The following is an 18,977-nucleotide window of genomic DNA, read 5'->3' as shown; positions in this document are numbered from 1 at the left end:
TTGTGGAGTTCCCATCCGATAAACGTCATTCGGTGACAACAATGTTTGATGCAAGAGGGAAAGTTGTTCAATGGTACATTGATATCTGTTACATGAACGGAGTTGGCGAAAACAACATAATGACTTGTATTTAGATATCATCATTTTACCGTCAGGAGAAGTTGTCCAAAAGGATGCGGATGACTGGAAGAAGCATATAAGAATGGCATTATTGATAAGCAACTTTATGATATGGCTTGGGAAGAGTCTGCTAGGATCAATGCTCTTGTAAAAAACGGGGAATTCCATTTGTTGAGACTGTCAGAAGAACACAAAGATTTTTTATTAAACAGACTTCAAAAATACGACTAAACTAACGAGAATCGTGGCTCAAAATCCACGAAAAAACGAGGCTGCCGATAAAACGATATCGGCGGCCTCGTTGCTCCATCACTCCGTCGTGCACACTTCGTTACAACCGGTTTAATGGCTCGATACGGTAGGCCGACTTCTCGTCGGCCGCTCCTGTGTGCTCGCCGTGGATGACCCAGCCGTACGACAGCGTCGAAGCCAGCCGGTCACGCTCCTCCACATTCAGCTTGGCAGTAACCGATTCCTGTCCGGGCTCCAGGCTGAGCTCGGCTTCCTCGCCTAAGGCGAGCAGAAGCCAACTGGAGATGCCCCGCAGCGTGCTGAACTTGATCTGGTAGCCGTTGTAGACGGCCTCTTCGAAGACGGCCGGATCGCTCGCCGCCGACGCGGTCAGCAGCTTGTAGTCGAACTTGAACTTGCTCGCGTCCTGAGGCAGTTCGCCGGCATGGATGCGGCGAAGCAGTTCCTCCTTGGACCAACCGTAGGCGTTTAACGATTCCAGCATGAGGGCATCCCACTGCGACAGCTTGGCTTTACTTTTATCGGAAGAAGACATGGATGATCGCTCCTTATTATATAGGCGTTCGAAAGTTTGTGAAGAAAGAGACTGCCCGGTTGAGGCAGTCCCTTTTCATTATCGTTGAAATCCTTATTTTTTGCCAGCTTTATAAGCGTTCAGGAACTCTTTGGCTTTGCCGGCATCGGCTTTGAGCTCAAGGCCGGTTTGGACGATCGGGCTGACCGTCGATATGGCTTTGAATTTATTGTTTTTGTAGTAAGCGAGGAATTCGTCTTGATTGATGGAGTAGAGCACCGCTTTTCTCAAATCGGCGCTTTTTGCCACTTCACGGTTTTTCGTGTTGAACAGCAGGTACGAGACGGCGTTGCTCGGCATGGTTTGCAGCGAAAGCTTGCTGTCGCTTTTGACGATGTCGAACTTCGTCTCCGGCACGCTATAGAACAGGTGAATCTCGCCGCTGCGCAGTGCGGATAGTGAACTGTCAGCGTCTTTGATAAAGCGGATCTTGATGTTGTTTACCTTCGGTTCGTGCTTCGTGCCTGCCATGTAAGCCGGGTTTTTGAGGAAGATCGCTTCGTAATCGTTCTTATAAGACAGGATGTACGGACCGCTTGTGAACAGGGTGTTGTTATATTTCGCGCCTTCGGTTACCGTGTTTTGATCGCCGTACGGGATGTCTTTGTTAACATCGAATTTGGCTACATCGTACGTGTTGATGCTCTCGACTTGCTTCTTGGACACGATGCCCGCCGATTGGTGAGCCAGGTAGTTCAGCACTTGAGGGAACGGATTGGTCGTTGTCAGCTTCACGACCTGATATTTGCCTTCTTTGCTGTTGGCTTGTTTCTTGTCCGAGACCAGCGCGGAGATTTTGGCGCCAAGGCCTTTCTCCAGACCGCTTTTTACCGTTTCGGAGCTGCCGGATTGCTTGATCGATTCCAGAACAGCCGGGTCGGTCACGAGTTCTGCGTTCTTAATGTGCTCATGCAGCGTGTACGTTCGGTGGTTCGGCACCGAATTTTTGTCCTTCGCACGCAGCAGGGAGAAGATGACATCGTCTGCGCCTACGCGCTCGCCCGTATCGACGGCCAGCTTATCCTTGATTTGAGCGAAATTAATGTCGTCCCGCAGGATGAAGTAATAGTCGGTATTGCCTTCGGCGATGGCGAAGTTATATGACAGGGAGCCTTCGGCGGTCAGCTTGTCGTCATCCGTCAGGTTGAGCAAGCGCACGTACATGTTGGTATTGATGATGTTGATCGAGCCGTCGTTTCCTTTGATCGGGTCGAGCGACGTCAAGGTCGGCATGGACGATTGCAAGATAATCGGGTCTTTCGCGCGCTTCCCCTCATCCTTGAAATCCAGCTCTTCCCACGGGAGGGAGCGGGATTTCGACAGCCGTACGGACTCCTTTTTCAGAACCTCCTGATTAAAAGCCTGCGATTTGACGGAGATGTACAGAGGGGCGATATACGCTTTGTCGAACACCAGCTTTTGCTCAAGCTGTTTGTACGTATCTTTGTACTCTCCTTGCGTCTGTGTCGAAGCTTTCTCGATCAGCTCGTCGATTTCCTTGTCGGCCACAATGCTGTAGTCGCCACCCGTTTTGAACAGCGAGCGCACGGCGTAATCCGGGTTGCCGGTTACCGTGGTCCAGCCCGACAGGGAGATGTCGTAATTGCCTGCGTCCTGCTGTGCCTTGAACGAGCCGTAGTCCGGTTGAAGGTTCAGCTTGACGTTAAAGCCGTTCTTAGTCAGTTGATCGCGGATAATGTTGACGTCCGCCTCTCCGGAGCTCATAGCGAGCAGCTCGATATCGACTTTGCTGCTGTCGCTCGCCGGCTGTTCTGACGATGGTTTGGATTGCGCCTGTTCGTCCTTGGTTGTTAAAGTGCACCCGCTCAGCATAAGCGATACGCCAAGAATCGCCGGAATGAGCAATTTCCCCTTTTTCTTCAATGGAAGTCCCTCCTGGTGAAAATAAGTTTTAAAATATGAACTCACACACATTCAGTTATCGCCCCTGCAGGATTCGAGAACTCGGAAGGGAGCTAGAGTATGGATGAGGATTCCGAATGCGTTGCTTGCCTAGACGGCAGCCTTACTCAAGCTTCGGATCGAGCGCGTCGCGAAGTCCGTCTCCCAAGAAGTTGAAGGAAAGGACCAGCGCGATGATCGCCAGACCCGGGTAGATGGCCGTAAACGAATGCGACTCCAGATACGCGCTGCCGACCTTTAGAATGTTGCCCCACTCCGGGATATGCGGCTCGACGCCGAGCCCGAGAAAGCTCAAGCTGCTGGTCGAAATGACGGCGCTCCCGATGGTAAGCGTCGATTTGACGATCATCGGAGAGAGCGAATTGGGAATGATATGCTTGAACAAAATCAGCAGATCACCGGAGCCGAAAGCCCGCGCCGCCTGCACGTATTCGAGCGTCGAGACGAGCATGACGTTCGCCCTCATCGTCCGGGCATAGGCGGGGATCGCTCCGACGCTCAGCGCGAGAATAAGGTTCATGGTGTTGGCGCCAAATGCGGCAATGATCGCAATCGCGAGCAGGATGCCCGGAATGGCGTACAGGATATCAAGCGCCCGCATGATCACATTGTCCGTCTGTCGGCCGAAATAACCGGAGATCGCACCCAGAATCCCCCCGACGACAACGGGGATCAGCGTGGACAAGAAGCCGACGAACAGCGAGATCCGCGCGCCGAATACGATGCGGGAGAACAGGTCGCGTCCGAAATTGTCGGTGCCGAGCGGATAAGCCAGGCTCGGAGCCTGCAAAATCGTCCCGTAGTTGTTTTCGATCGCCATTCCGTAATCGAACGTCAGATAGCTGCACACGGCGATGGTAAGCAGGAAACAAATAAAAAACAGGCCGAGCATCGAGGTGGAGCTTCTGGACAGGCGCTCAACGGCATGATGAAGCTTCGAGTCCGACAGCTGTTCCTTGTCGCGCAGCTTGGCGATCAACAGAAGGCCGAGGAACAAGGCGAACAGGTTGCCCGTTACGGCGGTTGCCAACAGCGCGATGGCGACGATCCACATCCACTTGGGTAAAATCTTGTCATCTGCATAGCGCGCCACCAGCAGCAAGGCGACCAGTTGGAGCACGGCTGCCACGATGAGCAGCGCCATGCCTTGCAGGAACGTATTGGCGACGTAAGGCTTGAATACGTTCAAGGCCGAGACGGCAAAGACGAACAAGGTCGTTAGCAGCGTATAAAAGGCTAATGTGTAGGCGGCGCTCTTTTTGCGTTTGATGAGCTGGAAAGCCGCCGTCCCGACGAAAATATTGGCTGTCAGCAAGCTGAGCAGCAGCACGTAGCCTAATCGGCGAGTCCTCCGTTGCAGCTCGCCGCTGCGAAGCAGGTCTCTTTTGATCAGGAACTTAACCGCTAACTGCAGCAGCCCAAAAACGAGATAGGCGGCGCAAGCAGCCAAGACGGTCGGCTTCCAGACCGCGCCGGACCCTTCGTAGCTGTTCAGCAGCAGCACAAGGGCGATTCCGAGCGAAGCAATGCCGGAGAAGCCGGCTTGACTGTATTCCGGGCAAGAGGCTAGCCGGAAGTGGATTTCATGTTTGTTTGGTTGAATTGTATTCACGGCTGCCACCTGCTAGTATTGTTTCATTTTTGAACGAATTCTTGGATCGAAAAAGGCGTACAAAATATCGATCACGACATTGACGATAGAGATTGCGATCGCGGTATAGACGACGCCGCCAATAATCGCAGGAATGTCCGGGATGAACTGCTTGTCCACGATATAGCTCCCGATGCCGTTAATGTTGAACACCTTCTCGGTCACGGCCGACCCTCCGAGCATTCCGCCGAACTGAAGTCCGATGACCGTAATGATCGGGATTAGCGCGTTGCCTACCGCGTGCCTCCACAGGACGCGCCTGCGGGACAGCCCCTTGGCTTTGGCGGTCGTAATGTAATCCTCGTGAATAACCTCAAGTGTGGAAGAGCGGGTCATCCGCGCAACCGCCGCCGTTAACCCCGTGCCCAGAACGATAACCGGCATGATCATCGACAGCCCATTCCCCGGATTATAGGTAGCGGGAAGCCATTGCAGCTTGATCGAAAAATTCAGGATAAAGATCAAGCCTTGCCAGAAGTTCGGGATCGACAAGCCGAGCAGCGCGATGAACATAAACGTATAATCGAAAAACGAATTCGGCCGCGTCGCCGATATAATACCGATCGGCAGGGCGATGAGCACCGCGACGATCGTGGATATCACCGTGAGTGTCAACGTCACGGGGAATTTATTGGCGATGGCCGTCGTAACTTCCTCGTTGCCGGCAAACGATTTGCCGAGATCGAAGGTTAGGATGCCTCTCAGCGTATCCCAGAGCTGAACCAGATAAGGCTGATCCAGTCCGTACAGCTTTTTGAATGCGGCAATTTGTTCGACGGTCGCGGTTTCCCCGAGAATATTGGCGGCCGGTTCCATCGGCGATATGTACAGGATGGTGAAGACCAGAAAGGCGACGCCGAAAATGACCAGCACCGTCATAACCAGCCGCTCCACGATGTATTTCAGATAAGCGTTGCCGTAGATTCCGATCAGCGCATACATCAGGATGCCCGGCAGGAAAGTTACAGCCAGAAACGCCGGGTTTTGGATCAACATCCGAAACGTTTCCGCAAACGTGACCTGCGTCTCGTGGTGCTGCTCCAGATGAGCCTCGACCTGCCGCTGCAGAGCTTCCTTGAATTTTTCGGCGGTTATGCGCTCCGCTTCATGCTCCAGCTGCTTCTGATCGACCTGTTGGTTGAAAAAATGATGCTTCCGGGTCAACTGCTCCTTCGTTTCCGTTAAAATCCGGTCCCGGTAGCCGGATTCCAGCAGCTTGCGTTCCAGACTTCGGTGCAGTTCTTGATGCGCCTTCCGTTTGCGTCCATATAAGTAGACGATGCCGACGATGACGTTTACGGGCGCCCCTGCGAGCAGCAGCAGGAAACGATAAGCCGGGTGCAGCAACATTTTGGAGTAGATGTTCCCGATTCGGTCAACGAGACGGGAACCTGTCACGACCGTTTGCCCTGTCAAGCTTGTGCGCTCCCTTTCAAGTAAATTTAGCATTTTTCTATTTGCATTATTCCGATTGATATAGTAGATTTTAAGATAAGGGTTGGAAAATGTCAACAATTACTAACGACGATGATGCCAAGTTTTTTTCAAAATTTACGATTCGACGCAGGTGACTCCATGGATACGTTATTGCAGGTGAACCAATTATCCGTTTCATTTTATTCTCGCGATAAAGAAGTCGAAGCCGTCCGGAATGTGAGCTTCGAGGTACGCAAAGGCGAGACGCTCGGGATCGTCGGAGAATCCGGTAGCGGCAAGAGTGTCACGGCGCGCACGATCATGCGTCTGCTGCCTTCGCCACCTTCGATGGTGAAGGGCGGAGAGATTTTATTCCAAGGCCAGAATTTGGCCTATAAAACCGAACAAGAGATGGAGCAGATCCGGGGGCGGGAGATCGGAATGATTTTTCAGGACCCGATGTCTTCGCTCAACCCGACCATGCGGATCGGCAAGCAGATCGAGGAGAGCTTGATCAAGCACCGGAAGCTTTCCAAGACGGAGGCGCGCAGGGAAGCGATCGAGATGCTTCGGATGGTCGGCATCCCGTATAGCGAGGCGCGCTATATGCAATATCCTCATGAATTTTCCGGCGGTATGCGCCAGCGGGTGATGATTGCCATTGCGCTCGCTTGCCGTCCGTCGCTGCTGATCGCCGACGAACCGACAACTGCGCTGGATGTAACGATACAGGCGCAGATTTTGCACCAAATGAAGGAGCTTCAGCTAAAGCTGGGTACCTCGATCATCCTCATTACGCACGACTTGGGCGTCGTTGCCGGCATGTGCGACCGCGTCGTCGTCATGAAGGAAGGCGAGATCGTCGAGACCGGCACGACGGAAGAGATTTTCTACTCGCCGAAGCATCCCTATACGATCCGGCTGCTGAACGCGCTGCCCCGGTTGGACGAGAAGAAGAAGCCGAAGCCCGCGCCGCTCATCAAGAGGTCGGCCGAGGATCGTCCGCTGCTGGAGGTGCGGTCGCTGAAGCAGTATTTTGATCTCGGAAAGGGGCAGATCGTCAAGGCGGTCAACGATATCAGCTTCGATATCCGGGCCGGCGAGACGCTTGGCGTCGTAGGCGAATCCGGGAGCGGCAAGTCGACGACAGGGCGAGCGATTCTTCGTCTGAACGAGCCTACCGGGGGCGAGGTGCTTTTCAAAGGGATTGCGCTGAACCGGCTCAACCGTGGCGAAATGAAGACGATGCGGCGCTACATGCAGATGATTTTCCAAGATCCGTATGCCTCGCTGAACCCGCGCCTCCGCATCGTTGACATCATTGGCGAAGCGCTGGACGTGCACCGGATCGCAGGAGGGAAAAAGGAGCGGCAGAAGCGGGTCGAAGAGCTGCTTGATATGGTCGGACTTAGCCCTGCGCATGCCATGCGTTATCCTCACGAATTCTCGGGAGGTCAACGCCAGCGGATCGGCATCGCTCGCACTCTGGCCATCGAGCCGGAATTTATCGTGTGCGACGAGCCGTTGTCGGCTCTGGACGTTTCGATCCAATCGCAGATCGTCAAGCTTCTGGAGGAGCTGCAGCAGCGATTGGGGCTTACTTATCTGTTTATCGCGCACGATCTGTCGATGGTCAAGCATATCAGCGACCGCGTGGCGGTGATGTACAAAGGCAAGATCGTGGAGCTGGCTGAGAGCGAGGAGCTGTACGAGAATCCGCAGCATGCGTACACGAAATCGCTGCTGGCCGCGATCCCGGTTCCCGATCCGAAGGTGGAATCGCAGAAGACGTTCACCGCTGTGGAGGAGTCCTCGAAGGCGGACCCGTACGGCTTGGAGCGCTCAAGCTTCGTTGAGGTGAAGAAGGGGCATTGGGTGGCGGTTGTAGAAGGGCAGGTTAGGTGAGGGTTTGGGAATGAGCGGGTAGGGGATTAGGAATTAGGGTCGATTCCGTTCGCTGTGTTCGGCTGCTGGAAGAGATTGAAGGCGAGGATATTAAAGAGGTAAAATTAGCTTAAGCCATAGGGAATAAACAAAGTGCCAGAGTTTAATTCTGTTGGAAGAAAACGGGAAAAGTTGTATAATGTAACTGTGTATTTGTGTCGTCGACCTCCAATGCTGCAAAAAAGCCGGGGGATCGACGACAACGAGGGCCGCGCGGGAACAGGGATTTTGGTAGTTGGCGTGAGGGAGAATTGTTTGTTAGATATGTGGGAATAGCGTAACGACGGCGTTTTTGTGGGTTTTGAACGTACCTATAAGGAATTGAAACTAATTTGTAAGTAAAGAGGAAAGGAGAAATCAAATGTTTTGAACGTACCTATAAGGAATTGAAACTTATTATCGCGGTATGGTTCTTTGTACTGCGGAAGGTTTTGAACGTACCTATAAGGAATTGAAACGAAACAAATCCAGCAATGCAATATGCAAAAGGAAATGTTTTGAACGTACCTATAAGGAATTGAAACTGTTCACCTTCCCCTATCTTGGCTAGGACCGATCGGGTTTTGAACGTACCTATAAGGAATTGAAACATTACTTAGATACAAAATGAATAGGGAGCGTGTATTGAGTTTTGAACGTACCTATAAGGAATTGAAACCCTCGTATTTTGGCATGATAACCTCCTAAAATTTTAGTTTTGAACGTACCTATAAGGAATTGAAACTAAGTCCCCACACCTATACTCTGATGAAGCTGCCGGAAGTTTTGAACGTACCTATAAGGAATTGAAACCAAAGTAAAAAATAGCCGGCTATGAAAGGGGGAATCGTTTTGAACGTACCTATAAGGAATTGAAACAATAAAGAAAAAATTTTCCAAGCAGCCGACGAATTGTACAGTTTAGAACGTACCTATAAGGAATTGAAACAACTTCGCCTACCAATGGGCCGCGCCGTTCCTCCTCGTTTAGAACGTACCTATAAGGAATTGAAACCGATAAGCTCGTTTGATTCCACAGTACGACCGAACGCGCTTAGAACGTACCTATAAGGAATTGAAACTGGATTCGACGGAAAATTGAAACATCCTTCGGCGACTGTAGGCGTCATAGTCGAGGTTGTTCCAGCTAGGCATATTTTTGGATTCCCAACATTTAGAGCTTCGAAAAAGAGGATCTGGGTTCGAAGGAAAAAAGTCTTTACGGATCGACACCTGTATCCGGAGCAACATGATTGGCGTTAAACCTGCATCAACTTGAAGCACTGCATATACCGTACACCGTCGTTGGGGAAGCTGCAACAAGAGCATCCTCTCCCTTGGAGGAGAAGATGCTCCTTGACACAATGGTTTCATTATGACCGCAATAGAAACTGTTTTCCGGCCTTTGCATATATCCGTGTCCATTCTTACAATCTGAATAGATTAAGTATGAAGTGCCCGGGCCATCGCATCCATATAGCTTTGAACGGCGCGCTGACTCACTTCCGCTTCTGGAACGAAACTTTCAAAAAGGTGAAAGCATCCGGGATACAGGTGGAATTCGACATCTACACCTGCTTGTGCAAGCCGCGTTACATATTCGATCGTCTCATCTCGGAACAGATCAAGCTGACCTACACATGTATAGGTTGGTGGCAGCCCTGTCAAGTTCTCCGCTCTCGACGGTACCGCATAGGGAGATAACTCGCTGGCATCGTTCTCCTCGCCCAGGTACATGTTCCAAGCGGCCAAGTTGTTCGTTCGGTTCCAGATTGCGCGATCTTCCGTAATCTCATGGCTTGATGGCGCGATGTTACGGTTGTCGAGCATCGGGTATAACGGCATTTGAAAGATAATAGATGGTCCGCCTTTATCACGTGCCATCAGCGCGAGTGCTGCTGTCAGCCCGCCGCCGCCGCTTGCGCCGGCAATGGCAACCCGGTTCACATCAATTCCCAGCGATTCCGCCTCCTCTGTCATCCAGACCAGGCCAGCATAACAATCTTCGATAGCTGCTGGGTAAGGGTTCTCGGGAGCAAGCCTGTAATCCACCGACACGACAACGCATCCAGCCGTCTGAACGAAGCGTTCGCACAACTCATCGTCCATATCAGGATGTCCCATCACATATCCGCCTCCGTGAATCCACAGCATGGCTGGAAGCTTGTCGTCCTTTCGTCCGGCAGGTTCGTAAATTTTAGCCAGCATCTCACCTGCAGCACCCGGAATGATTCGACTGGTTATGTGTACATGCTCTGACTTCTTCACAGGCGGAGCCGACACCAGACTTCTGCTCCACTCCAAATTCTCTTCCAATTGAAACCCTGGAAATTGTGCAAAGGCCTGTCTTAATTCCGGCAATATACGTTTATCCATATTCATGTAAATCCCTCCGGTAATATAATGAAACGAAATTGGATCTTCATTCATTCTCGTGTTCTGAAGGACGTTTGAATGGATACTCCTTATTCCGTCTCAGCTTCCCACTTGGCAATTTCCTCTCTTACCCGCGGAGCAACCTCGGTTCCGAGCAGCTCGATGGCCCGCATGACCAACTCATGTGGCATCGTGCTTAAGGGTACATACATCATAAAGCGTGTAATGCCTACATGCTTGCGCAGGTGGATGATCTTCTGGGCAACCGTTTCCGGGTCGCCAACATACAATGCGCCTTCAAAACGTCGAGCAGCATCAAAACTGGACCGGTCGTAATACGCCCACCCTCGTTCTTTGCCGAGTTTATTCATACCGGCCTGAGTAGACGGAAAAAATGTATCTGCCGCCAACTCTGTATCCTCTGCAATGAATCCGATTGAGTGAGATCCTACCCGAAGCCGTGATACATCATGTCCAGCATGGGCTGCCGCCTTCTTGTAAAGCTGTACAAGCGGTGCAAAATGCGTCGGACTTCCGCCAATGATCGCCAGGATCAATGGCAGGCCCAGAAGACCTGCACGTACGGCGGCCGGCGATTCATAATCTTGGTGTGTACCCGCGTCCCGTTCAGGACTCTCTACCCATATGGATTGGCAGCGGAGGTACCCAAGAGTCTATGGCCTCCCCTCCATGTTACTTTCTCGGATTCCCGTAATTTCAGAAGCAGTTCGATATTTTCATTAAATAGCTCCTCATAATCATGTAAGTCATAACCAAACAACGGAAAAGACTCAATAAAGGAACCTCTGCCTGCAATGATCTCGGCACGTCCATCGGAGATGCCATCAAGCGTAGCGAAATCCTGAAACACACGTACAGGATCGGCTGATGAAAGGACCGTTACAGCGCTAGTCAGCCGAATTCGTTTAGTTAGAGGTGCAGCAGCAGATAACACAACTGCCGGTGAAGAAGCAGCGTAATCTTCCCGGTGATGCTCGCCAATGCCGAAAACATCAAGTCCCACCCGATCTGCGAGAACGATTTCTTCGACGACTTCACGTATTCGCTGCGCGTGACTTATCACTATACCAGTCTCAATATCAGGCTTTGTTTCTACGAACGAAGTAACACCTATTTCCATGGTTCATCTCACCTTTTTTGATTTTTCTTCTGCACTACGCCCAACAGAGATTCGGGGCAACCCAAATTATTTAGAAGAATGCTCTAGACAACGGATTAAAGCCGTCCAATCCATTTCACCATAACCTTGGGCCATTCCTACAGAAAAATGATGATGAATAAGCTGGCCCAGAGGCAGAGGGGCATGGACGGACTGCGCTGCCTTTATAGCCAGTTCAACATCTTTCAGCCCAAGCTTCATTCTAAAACCGGCCGGTTCAAAGCGCTGTTCTGTCATTATCGCTCCATAGTTCTGATATACCGGAGATTGAAAAAGAGCATTCACGACATCCATAAAGCGGGCCGGCTCTAAACCGTGCTTTCCCACCATCAGCTGCGCTTCCGACAAAGCTTCCAGCATTGAAGCAATTAAAAAGTTTACGCCTATTTTTACAACATTCCCTTCTTCGCCATGATCCCCAATCTCGAATATTTCTTGACCCAATGCTGCTAAAACAGGCATTACTCGTTGCCTGGCTTGTTCCGGACCTGCCAAAAGGATGCGCAATTTAGCTGCTTTAGCGGCATCCGGACGACCCAGCACCGTGGCGGAAACAAAGTATTGCTTTCTCTCTGCATGCGCGGTAGATAATTTCCGAGCCAGATCTGCACTTATCGTACTTGCAGATATGTGAATCCCTGTTTCCGGCAATCCGTTCAGAATTCCATTCGGTCCCTCGACGACCTCCTCCAAAGCGGCATCATCAGAAAGCATGGTTATTACAAGATTGCTCTCTTTGGCTGCCTCCAACGGTGTTTCGGCATATCGTGCTCCCTGATGCATTAAGGGTTCCGCTTTTTCAGGGGTACGATTAAAGACGATTAATTCATAACCGGCTTTCAACAAATTTTGTGCCATTGGAAAGCCCATATTTCCAAGCCCAATAAACGATACTTTCATAAGTCTCATCTCCATATTTATTATGAATTACGATAACGGAACGATCGTTCCAATATGGTCAAAAAAAATTATATTCCTTCAATGACAATTTTTATCATGTCCTTTGCGCGTTGCTGATCTGGATCTACTTTTGCCATGACATTGACGCTTTGATGTAAATTTAGCAATAAGTAAGACAGCGCTTTGACATCTGTATTTTTATCAATTTCGCCGGATTGCCGGCCTTTTTCCAAAAGCTCGTAAAAAGCCTGTTCCAAATTTGAAAAACTTGTCTTTATCAATTCATTTAATTTTTCATCCGGCGATTCCAGTGTTGTAGCTGCGTTCGTTACAAAACACCCGCCCGGCAGGCTAGTATCGTACGCTGTCGCAATATGATGCTCAAAATATTGTCGAAGTCCTGTTCTAACGCTTGATGCCCGTTCAAGAATGACCCGTTTATTGAAGCTAACCTTTTTGTAATGTTCCAGTGCAGCGATGTACAATGCTTGCTTGTCGGAAAAAGTATCGTAAAGACTGGATCGGCTAATGCCCATGACTTGCAGCAAGTCCGGAATGCTTGTTGCCTCATAACCCTTTTTCCAAAACAACAGCATCGCTTGGTGTAGCGCTTGCTCCTCGTTAAACTCTTTTGTCCTAGCGATGAGTAACACCTCCCGTAATTGCAATATAACATATCTGAACCAATCAGTCCAGAAAGGGTGAAAGAAGATTTATTTTTTCAACTGTTTACCTTACGGACTATGATGTCGTACAATTCTCTCTGATCTATAAATTTGCGGGCTGGCTGAAAGCGAGGAACTGTACGAGAACCCGCAGTATGCCTACACGAAGTCGCTGCTTCGTTGAAGTGAAGAAGGGTCATTGGGTGGTGGTTGCTGAAGGGTAGCTTTAGGTAGGGTTTGGGGGATTATCGGGTAGGGGAATTACGACGAAAAAAATATCGATAATAAGTTAGTGCTGCGCGATATCATAAGGCATGGAATAAATGGACGCAATCAATTTTCCATTACCCAATGAGGCAGGTCTTCGGATAGAAAATTTATAGGAGTCGGTTTCGTTCTCTGTGCTCATAAACTTCCCGCTTATTTGGAGGTGAGAAATAGTAAAATGAATCTCGCATGCTGCCGAAGATGTCCGAAGGAATGGAAGACTTCTCCAATGGTTTAGCTTTTGCCGCTGGAAGATATTGAAGGTAGAGTATTGAAGAGGTAAAATTATCTTGAGCGGTCTAGGAGAAACTAAAGCGGAATGAATACGGTTGAAAAAGATGGGTAAAGCCTTATAATGTAACTATGCATTTTGTCGTCGACCTCCAATGTTGCAAAAAAGCCGGGAGATCGACGACAACGATAGCTGTGTGAGAAAAGGGATCTTGGCGTTTGTGTGCGGCGCTACGTCCTTTTCGGAAAAGTGAAAATGGCGTGGTAGAGGCACTTTTACGGGTTTTGAACGTACCTATGAGGAATTGAAACTCTGATTATATCCTTTTATTTTCCTCATTTCATCGGTTTTGAACGTACCTATGAGGAATTGAAACTAGCGACGGGATGTTCATGCCGATCGTGAACTACTCGGTTTTGAACGTACCTATGAGGAATTGAAACGACGGCTCTTTTTCCTTCCCGGACAGCACGCTTGCAAGTTTTGAACGTACCTATGAGGAATTGAAACTGGCTCGAAGATACGAGCACTACGCGTTCATGCGGCCGTTTTGAACGTACCTATGAGGAATTGAAACTCTCCTGAGTATAAAGTTTTTGCCGTTTTTTCAGTGAGTTTTGAACGTACCTATGAGGAATTGAAATTCCGAACCCTCTGGAATAAGCGTATTTGCCCCATACAGTTTTGAACGTACCTATAAGGAATTGAAATCTGGATGATCTCCGTGAGTTGCTGGAGCCATGTGGGGGGGGAACATACCTATGAGGAATTGAAACGTCCATCCCATCGCCCCCTTGATGGCCGTAATAAGTTTTGAACTTACCTATGAGGAATTGTGTAGCGTCGCATTAAATTTGCGAAAAAATCTCATCGTTTTTGAGAAAATAAAAGGAGCCCCTGACAGATCAGGACTCCTTTTATATGGTGTTTAGCTCCTCTGTAAGCCCCTAATCAACTTACTGACCCATGCTGGAGAACATCCCAAGATTTTGGCTAACTCTCTTTGTGAGGCACTAGGGTTTTCCTTCATCGCTCGATGTAGCCGATCGATTGCTTTTTTCCTTTTTGGAGCATTGTCTTTCTTGTTTCTCTCACTTGCTCGTTCACGTTCTACCCGCGCCAAGAAAACTTGAAGCGCCGGAAGGCTTTGAATACAGGACATACAAATATAAAATTTTTTAAAGTAAATGGTTTGTTTCTCACTCAAGCAAAACAAACATTCTTTGCTATGATATCTATAAACCATAATCGCCTTTCTCTTGTCATCACAGAAATACTCTGTCTTAACGTTGGTATCAAGATTCAATGCACGCCTAAGCTCTATAGGAATTATGATTCTTCCTACATTGTCGACCACTCTAACAATTCCGGTTCTTCTATCCTCTTGCATAAGCACACCTCAACCAATAACGATTACTAGCTCGCACATCGCATTTTTCGAATTTGAGCAATTAAAACGTAGGCATCTAATTGTTGGCTCAGTTGGACCATATATTCACTCGTTAAGCTTTCGCCTTGCCGTACTGCCTCTTCCATTTGGTTTAGGATGATTTTCATTGCGTTTTGTAACGCTTGATCATTTAAATGATCAATTTTATGCTGTGCGGGAGCCTCCTCTCCAGTCACTTGTTGCGTCATGTAAATTCCTCCTTTTACCATTTGATTTCCTGATTTGAGTATACTTCGCTGTATGGCAATTTTTGTTTTTAGGTAATTGTTGATACAGGAAATAAATACAAAAAACCCGAACACTAGGTCCGGGCGTTTTATCAGCACTATATGAAACTAAATGAACGTTCAAACTAACTTCAAGTATTCGTTAATAACCGGGTGTGACGTCCACGTTTTGGCAATAAACATCATGGTACGGAGCAGGAGGAAAATTATGAACAGTTCCAATAAAAAGGAAAGACAGAACTGCCAACAAGACGAGCTTCTTCATATCACTCACCTCCAAATTAATGGTTTAATTTGGCATCATTAATATATATTATACACCTCTTTCAGCATACGTACATACTGTAAATCCAATTGTTTATTTGATTTCAAAAAATAGGTGAAAATTTGATTCATGCACGCCTCTCTCTCTTTAATTTCATTAATTTTCCCAAAAGCATTCATGCTATGAACAAAGCTTTGTATCCCCTCATATATCAACCCAGTTTCGAGCTGATAGGACCCTTTTTGACGGTAATACACTCCAATACCATAGTATGTATGCGGATCTTCGTGATTGTCAGGCGGCAAAAATTCTTGTTCTTTTTCAAGCAATTCCGCAATCGATTTCATATCTTTTGTTTGCAGATAAATTTCAATAAGCTCGGTTGCAATGCTTATTTTGTATTTGCTGCTTAGTTCATTCATGTAGCTTCGCAGCAGTGGAGTGGCAATATCATATTCCCCTTTTCTTGCTTTGGTTATTGCCCGTGTAATATTAGCAGCTTCGGCGACAAAATCGTACTCAAACCGTTCAAATACGTCCAAATATATTTCAACCGTATCATAATGCTTTAATTGTGAGTAAGAATTAATCATGGCTAGATAAGCTCTTGCTTTTAGCTCAGTGTCTCGATTTTCTAAACTTATGCCTTCACTGCAAAGTTTAATACATTCCTCGTGTTTTTTTAAAGCGAAAGCTTGGAGTCCCATTCTAATGTAATATGTTATTTTTTCTTCATGTGACAAGAAATCAGTGTATTTTAATATCTCTTTCCCGTCGAAAAACGACTCCTCCATTTGTTTTAAATCAAGTCGTATGATTAAATACTTCTGAAATAATCCTTTTGCTAAGTATGGCATTGTGCCGTGCCATCTCGAATATTGAATAATAACCTCAAATAGTGTTACCTTAAGGGAATTATCCTTTATTGATTGTGTAAAATTAAACAATCGTTGAAGCGATTCTTCCGTCCCCTTGTTGGGAGATTCAAGTAAACGTAATGCTACCTTGGGTGCAAGGCTACAGGTTTCCTCGCGGGAAATAATGTCAGCTAGAATTTCTAACAAAGTATCGACTCGGTTTTCATTTTCAATGTAGCCTTCAATGACTTGAAAATATGGAACGAGCAGTACTGGGGAAATCGCCTTCACTGTCTTATATTCTGGATGTTTCGTTTCTCCAATTTCAATCTTATGAAGAACTCCTCTGCTAACCCCTGTAAGTTCTTCAAGGTCAGCGAAAGACAAGTTTCTCTCTTTTCTAAGTTGGAAGATGAAATCTGCGATGGCGTTATTCTGATGCTTAATATCCACCATAATACATACCTTCCCTTTGACCAAAATTTTACACTGGTTAATTATAGCAAAGTATGTTCAGACTTACAATTTATTGATTCTTACAAAATCCCCGTAATTCTTACACGAGATACAACTATTCGATGAAATTCTACAAAACTAGACCACTTTTTGGTATTATATGTATTTACTTGTACATTTAGAGGAAACTATCGAAACAAAAATAGACACCTGTTCCTATCCCATATTTTGTGTTGTTATGATAAATTATGTTTGAACGATGAGGTCGCGACAAATTGTTCAACTGCTTCCTAAAAGGAGCGAAAAGGCTCGTTTTCTGATAAGGAGGTGGTGCAGCTCAGCCAACGTTTAGATCGGTACATTTTGGCGGCTCAAAAGTCTTCTTACTCTAAACTAAAGCTGAAGGTGTGCGGATGATGCAGTATGAAAAGTTGTTGGTCGGGGAAAGTCAGGAACGGATTCTGTATCTCGCTCGGATCGGCGCAATATTTGAACGGTTATACGGTATCAAGGATTTACACGACGCCGAATACAGGGCAATGACAAGTGTTTTAGGAGGAGGTATTTATTTTGAAAATTCCGATTAGAACGATTGCTGTTTATGCTCTCACTGTACTCACACTGACAACTTCTAGTGTCTATGCCAATGCTCAAGAAAAAATCCCTAGCGAAGTACAAGAGTTGGCGGATTCCAAAGTTTCTCAAAAACAACCAATTCCTGAAATTAGAGCTTGGGAAACGGATTTAAATGGGAACATCACGGAAGTTGTCCCACTTTCAAAAAGAATAAGTACAATGGGTCCACCGAGCGATGGCTATACGTATTCCTTTGAATCTTATAATCCAAATTATGTAACTAAGGATTGGCGTTATCAGAATCTTGGAACATTCCGCTATCAAAACAGTACTGCTGGTGATGCGTCAATCCAGTATGAACAAACATATACTACTTCAGGAAAGTGGAATGTAGGAGTTAACATTAGTGGAAGTGCAGATATTAAGGCAGCGTTTTTTGCTAAATTAACAGTGAATGTAGGCGGCACCTGGGGCTACGAGAGACAATGGACAAGTGGTACAAAATATGGTGCGAACCAAACTGTAAAACCATACACAACAGTCTTTTTAACAAATTATCAAGTTGCGGCTAATTCGAGCGGGATATTAACTTGGAGAAAATACGCTTCAAGTGGTTCTCAGGTAGGAGTTTATCAGGAGACTGCTGGTGGATATGCGGTATCTATGAACGATGTGAATATCGAAGTTACAAGCACAACGTCTAATTAAAACGATAAAAAAAGAGTAGGCGCATATATACGCCTACTCTTTTTAATAATCTTTCTTAAAACAGCTTTTTCACTAAGGCCCAATGCAAGGGGTACCCGCCAACAAACCGCGTTTGCACTCAAAATTTATTGGGTAATGTTAACTCTCTTCGTATTGGGAATTCTTTCATCACTATCAATTTTTGTTATATCAACAACCTAAATACATTTTTTCATAAATAACTATTAAAAATACTGATCAACTTGTTTTTATAGTTTTACAAGATTAGAATATATTGTAGTAAAAGTAATATTATTACTAGGAGGGATGTATTGATGAAAACATCGTTATTTCTAATCAGTAGTTTGATAATTTCCATTAGTCTAGTAGGTTGTTCGGATAAAACCGATAAACCAACAATCACGGCATCCAACGAAAACATTACAGAAATTAAAAACACACAAAACTACGATGATTTCACAAAATTAATGGAGAATTTTAAAAACAATATAGTTATAAGTGGTTTTTCTTTAATTCCACCAATGAAAACAATTTTTTTAATAGAAAGAGATTTTACATTTAACAAAAAGGATACAATTACTCTTAAAGGTGGAGTTAGTGATTTAAATACAACGCAACAACAATTTATATTTGAAAATAATGATAAATCAATCCAGTTATATGTACGATTCGCTTATACAGAAGTAAATATGGGAAACAACTTGGTTGCTTGGGATTCTACTTCAGGATACGACGGAGCTGATCGTGAATTGTTGGATAGAACTGATATGGCGACTTACACATATAAAAACCTTATTGTTACTGTAACTCAAAATGCAAAAACAACTGCAAAAACTGCTACTACAAAAGAAGCAGTAAAGTCTGTTCTTAATGTGCTAGAAAAGTATTACAGCAAATAGCCTTGAGCGGCGATTTTGATTACGTGGAATAATGCAAAAAAAGGGCTCTTGTTCGCATCT

Annotated in this window: 14 protein-coding genes, 3 pseudogenes and 1 CRISPR repeat array; of the genes and pseudogenes, 5 read left to right on the top strand and 12 right to left on the bottom strand. The window is 46.7% G+C overall.

Going from position 1 to position 18,977, the window contains the following annotated elements; genetic code table 11:
• Positions 1-41: 41 nt before the first annotated feature.
• Positions 42-134 carry a hypothetical protein gene (locus tag QMG93_RS18210; protein ID WP_281938874.1) on the top strand — a complete coding sequence of 31 codons (93 nt, stop codon included), beginning with the start codon at positions 42-44 and terminating at the stop codon, positions 132-134.
• A gap of 317 nt (positions 135-451) precedes the next feature.
• On the opposite strand, the gene QMG93_RS18205 is transcribed toward QMG93_RS18210, so the two are convergent.
• The 4 genes from QMG93_RS18205 to QMG93_RS18190 all read right to left on the bottom strand — a co-directional run bounded on the left by QMG93_RS18205 (position 452) and on the right by QMG93_RS18190 (position 5,936).
• Positions 452-907 carry a hypothetical protein gene (locus QMG93_RS18205; protein ID WP_281938873.1) on the bottom strand — a complete coding sequence of 152 codons (456 nt, stop codon included), beginning with the start codon at positions 905-907 and terminating at the stop codon, positions 452-454.
• 93 nt (positions 908-1,000) lie between these two features.
• On the bottom strand, positions 1,001-2,779 hold the full coding sequence (locus tag QMG93_RS18200) for an ABC transporter substrate-binding protein (RefSeq protein ID WP_413789309.1): 1,779 nt from the start codon (positions 2,777-2,779) through the stop codon (positions 1,001-1,003).
• Positions 2,780-2,972: 193 nt separating this feature from the next.
• Positions 2,973-4,481: an ABC transporter permease gene (locus tag QMG93_RS18195; RefSeq protein WP_281938868.1), complete on the bottom strand. Its 1,509-nt coding sequence runs from the start codon at positions 4,479-4,481 to the stop codon at positions 2,973-2,975.
• A 12-nt stretch (positions 4,482-4,493) separates the two neighbouring features.
• Positions 4,494-5,936, bottom strand: a complete 1,443-nt coding sequence (locus tag QMG93_RS18190; protein ID WP_413789307.1) for an ABC transporter permease subunit — start codon at positions 5,934-5,936, stop codon at positions 4,494-4,496.
• 159 nt (positions 5,937-6,095) lie between these two features.
• On the opposite strand from QMG93_RS18190, the gene QMG93_RS18185 reads away from it, so the two are divergent.
• Positions 6,096-7,841 carry an ABC transporter ATP-binding protein gene (locus QMG93_RS18185; protein ID WP_281938866.1) on the top strand — a complete coding sequence of 582 codons (1,746 nt, stop codon included), beginning with the start codon at positions 6,096-6,098 and terminating at the stop codon, positions 7,839-7,841.
• 337 nt (positions 7,842-8,178) lie between these two features.
• Positions 8,179-8,941: direct repeats of the CRISPR family, unit length 30 nt; unit sequence GTTTTGAACGTACCTATAAGGAATTGAAAC.
• Between the two features lie 361 nt (positions 8,942-9,302).
• Here the strand turns inward: QMG93_RS18185 and QMG93_RS18180 are convergent.
• The 8 genes and pseudogenes from QMG93_RS18180 to QMG93_RS18145 all read right to left on the bottom strand — a co-directional run bounded on the left by QMG93_RS18180 (position 9,303) and on the right by QMG93_RS18145 (position 16,734).
• A complete protein-coding gene (locus QMG93_RS18180; protein WP_281938864.1) occupies positions 9,303-10,241 on the bottom strand; it encodes an alpha/beta hydrolase in 939 nt (312 codons plus the stop codon).
• Between the two features lie 83 nt (positions 10,242-10,324).
• A pseudogene (locus QMG93_RS18175) lies at positions 10,325-10,822 on the bottom strand (LLM class flavin-dependent oxidoreductase); the annotation flags it as partial.
• An 85-nt stretch (positions 10,823-10,907) separates the two neighbouring features.
• A pseudogene (locus QMG93_RS18170) lies at positions 10,908-11,376 on the bottom strand (LLM class flavin-dependent oxidoreductase); the annotation flags it as partial.
• A 66-nt stretch (positions 11,377-11,442) separates the two neighbouring features.
• Complete coding sequence (locus tag QMG93_RS18165) at positions 11,443-12,315, bottom strand: NAD(P)-dependent oxidoreductase (RefSeq protein WP_281938858.1); 873 nt, start codon at positions 12,313-12,315, stop codon at positions 11,443-11,445.
• A gap of 68 nt (positions 12,316-12,383) precedes the next feature.
• Positions 12,384-12,983: a TetR/AcrR family transcriptional regulator gene (locus tag QMG93_RS18160; protein WP_281938856.1), complete on the bottom strand. Its 600-nt coding sequence runs from the start codon at positions 12,981-12,983 to the stop codon at positions 12,384-12,386.
• A 1,424-nt stretch (positions 12,984-14,407) separates the two neighbouring features.
• Positions 14,408-14,869: an AbrB/MazE/SpoVT family DNA-binding domain-containing protein gene (locus QMG93_RS18155; protein WP_010498097.1), complete on the bottom strand. Its 462-nt coding sequence runs from the start codon at positions 14,867-14,869 to the stop codon at positions 14,408-14,410.
• Between the two features lie 26 nt (positions 14,870-14,895).
• Positions 14,896-15,117 carry a Spo0E family sporulation regulatory protein-aspartic acid phosphatase gene (locus tag QMG93_RS18150; protein WP_010498098.1) on the bottom strand — a complete coding sequence of 74 codons (222 nt, stop codon included), beginning with the start codon at positions 15,115-15,117 and terminating at the stop codon, positions 14,896-14,898.
• A 342-nt stretch (positions 15,118-15,459) separates the two neighbouring features.
• Entirely contained in the window at positions 15,460-16,734 is a 1,275-nt protein-coding gene (locus QMG93_RS18145; protein ID WP_281938852.1) for a helix-turn-helix domain-containing protein, read from the bottom strand.
• 309 nt (positions 16,735-17,043) lie between these two features.
• On the opposite strand from QMG93_RS18145, the pseudogene QMG93_RS18140 reads away from it, so the two are divergent.
• The 3 genes and pseudogenes from QMG93_RS18140 to QMG93_RS18130 all read left to right on the top strand — a co-directional run.
• Positions 17,044-17,151 (top strand): annotated as a pseudogene (locus QMG93_RS18140) (aspartyl-phosphate phosphatase Spo0E family protein); the annotation flags it as partial.
• 153 nt (positions 17,152-17,304) lie between these two features.
• Entirely contained in the window at positions 17,305-18,018 is a 714-nt protein-coding gene (locus QMG93_RS18135) for a hypothetical protein (protein ID WP_281938851.1), read from the top strand.
• 314 nt (positions 18,019-18,332) lie between these two features.
• A complete protein-coding gene (locus QMG93_RS18130; protein WP_253413848.1) occupies positions 18,333-18,917 on the top strand; it encodes a hypothetical protein in 585 nt (194 codons plus the stop codon).
• Positions 18,918-18,977 lie beyond the last annotated feature (60 nt).

The organism is Paenibacillus tyrphae (genome assembly GCF_027925525.1).
Lineage (GTDB): Bacteria > Bacillota > Bacilli > Paenibacillales > NBRC-103111 > Paenibacillus_G > Paenibacillus_G tyrfis_B.
The sequence above is the reverse complement of the archived record's forward strand: the minus strand, read 5'-3'. Positions and strand labels throughout refer to the sequence as shown.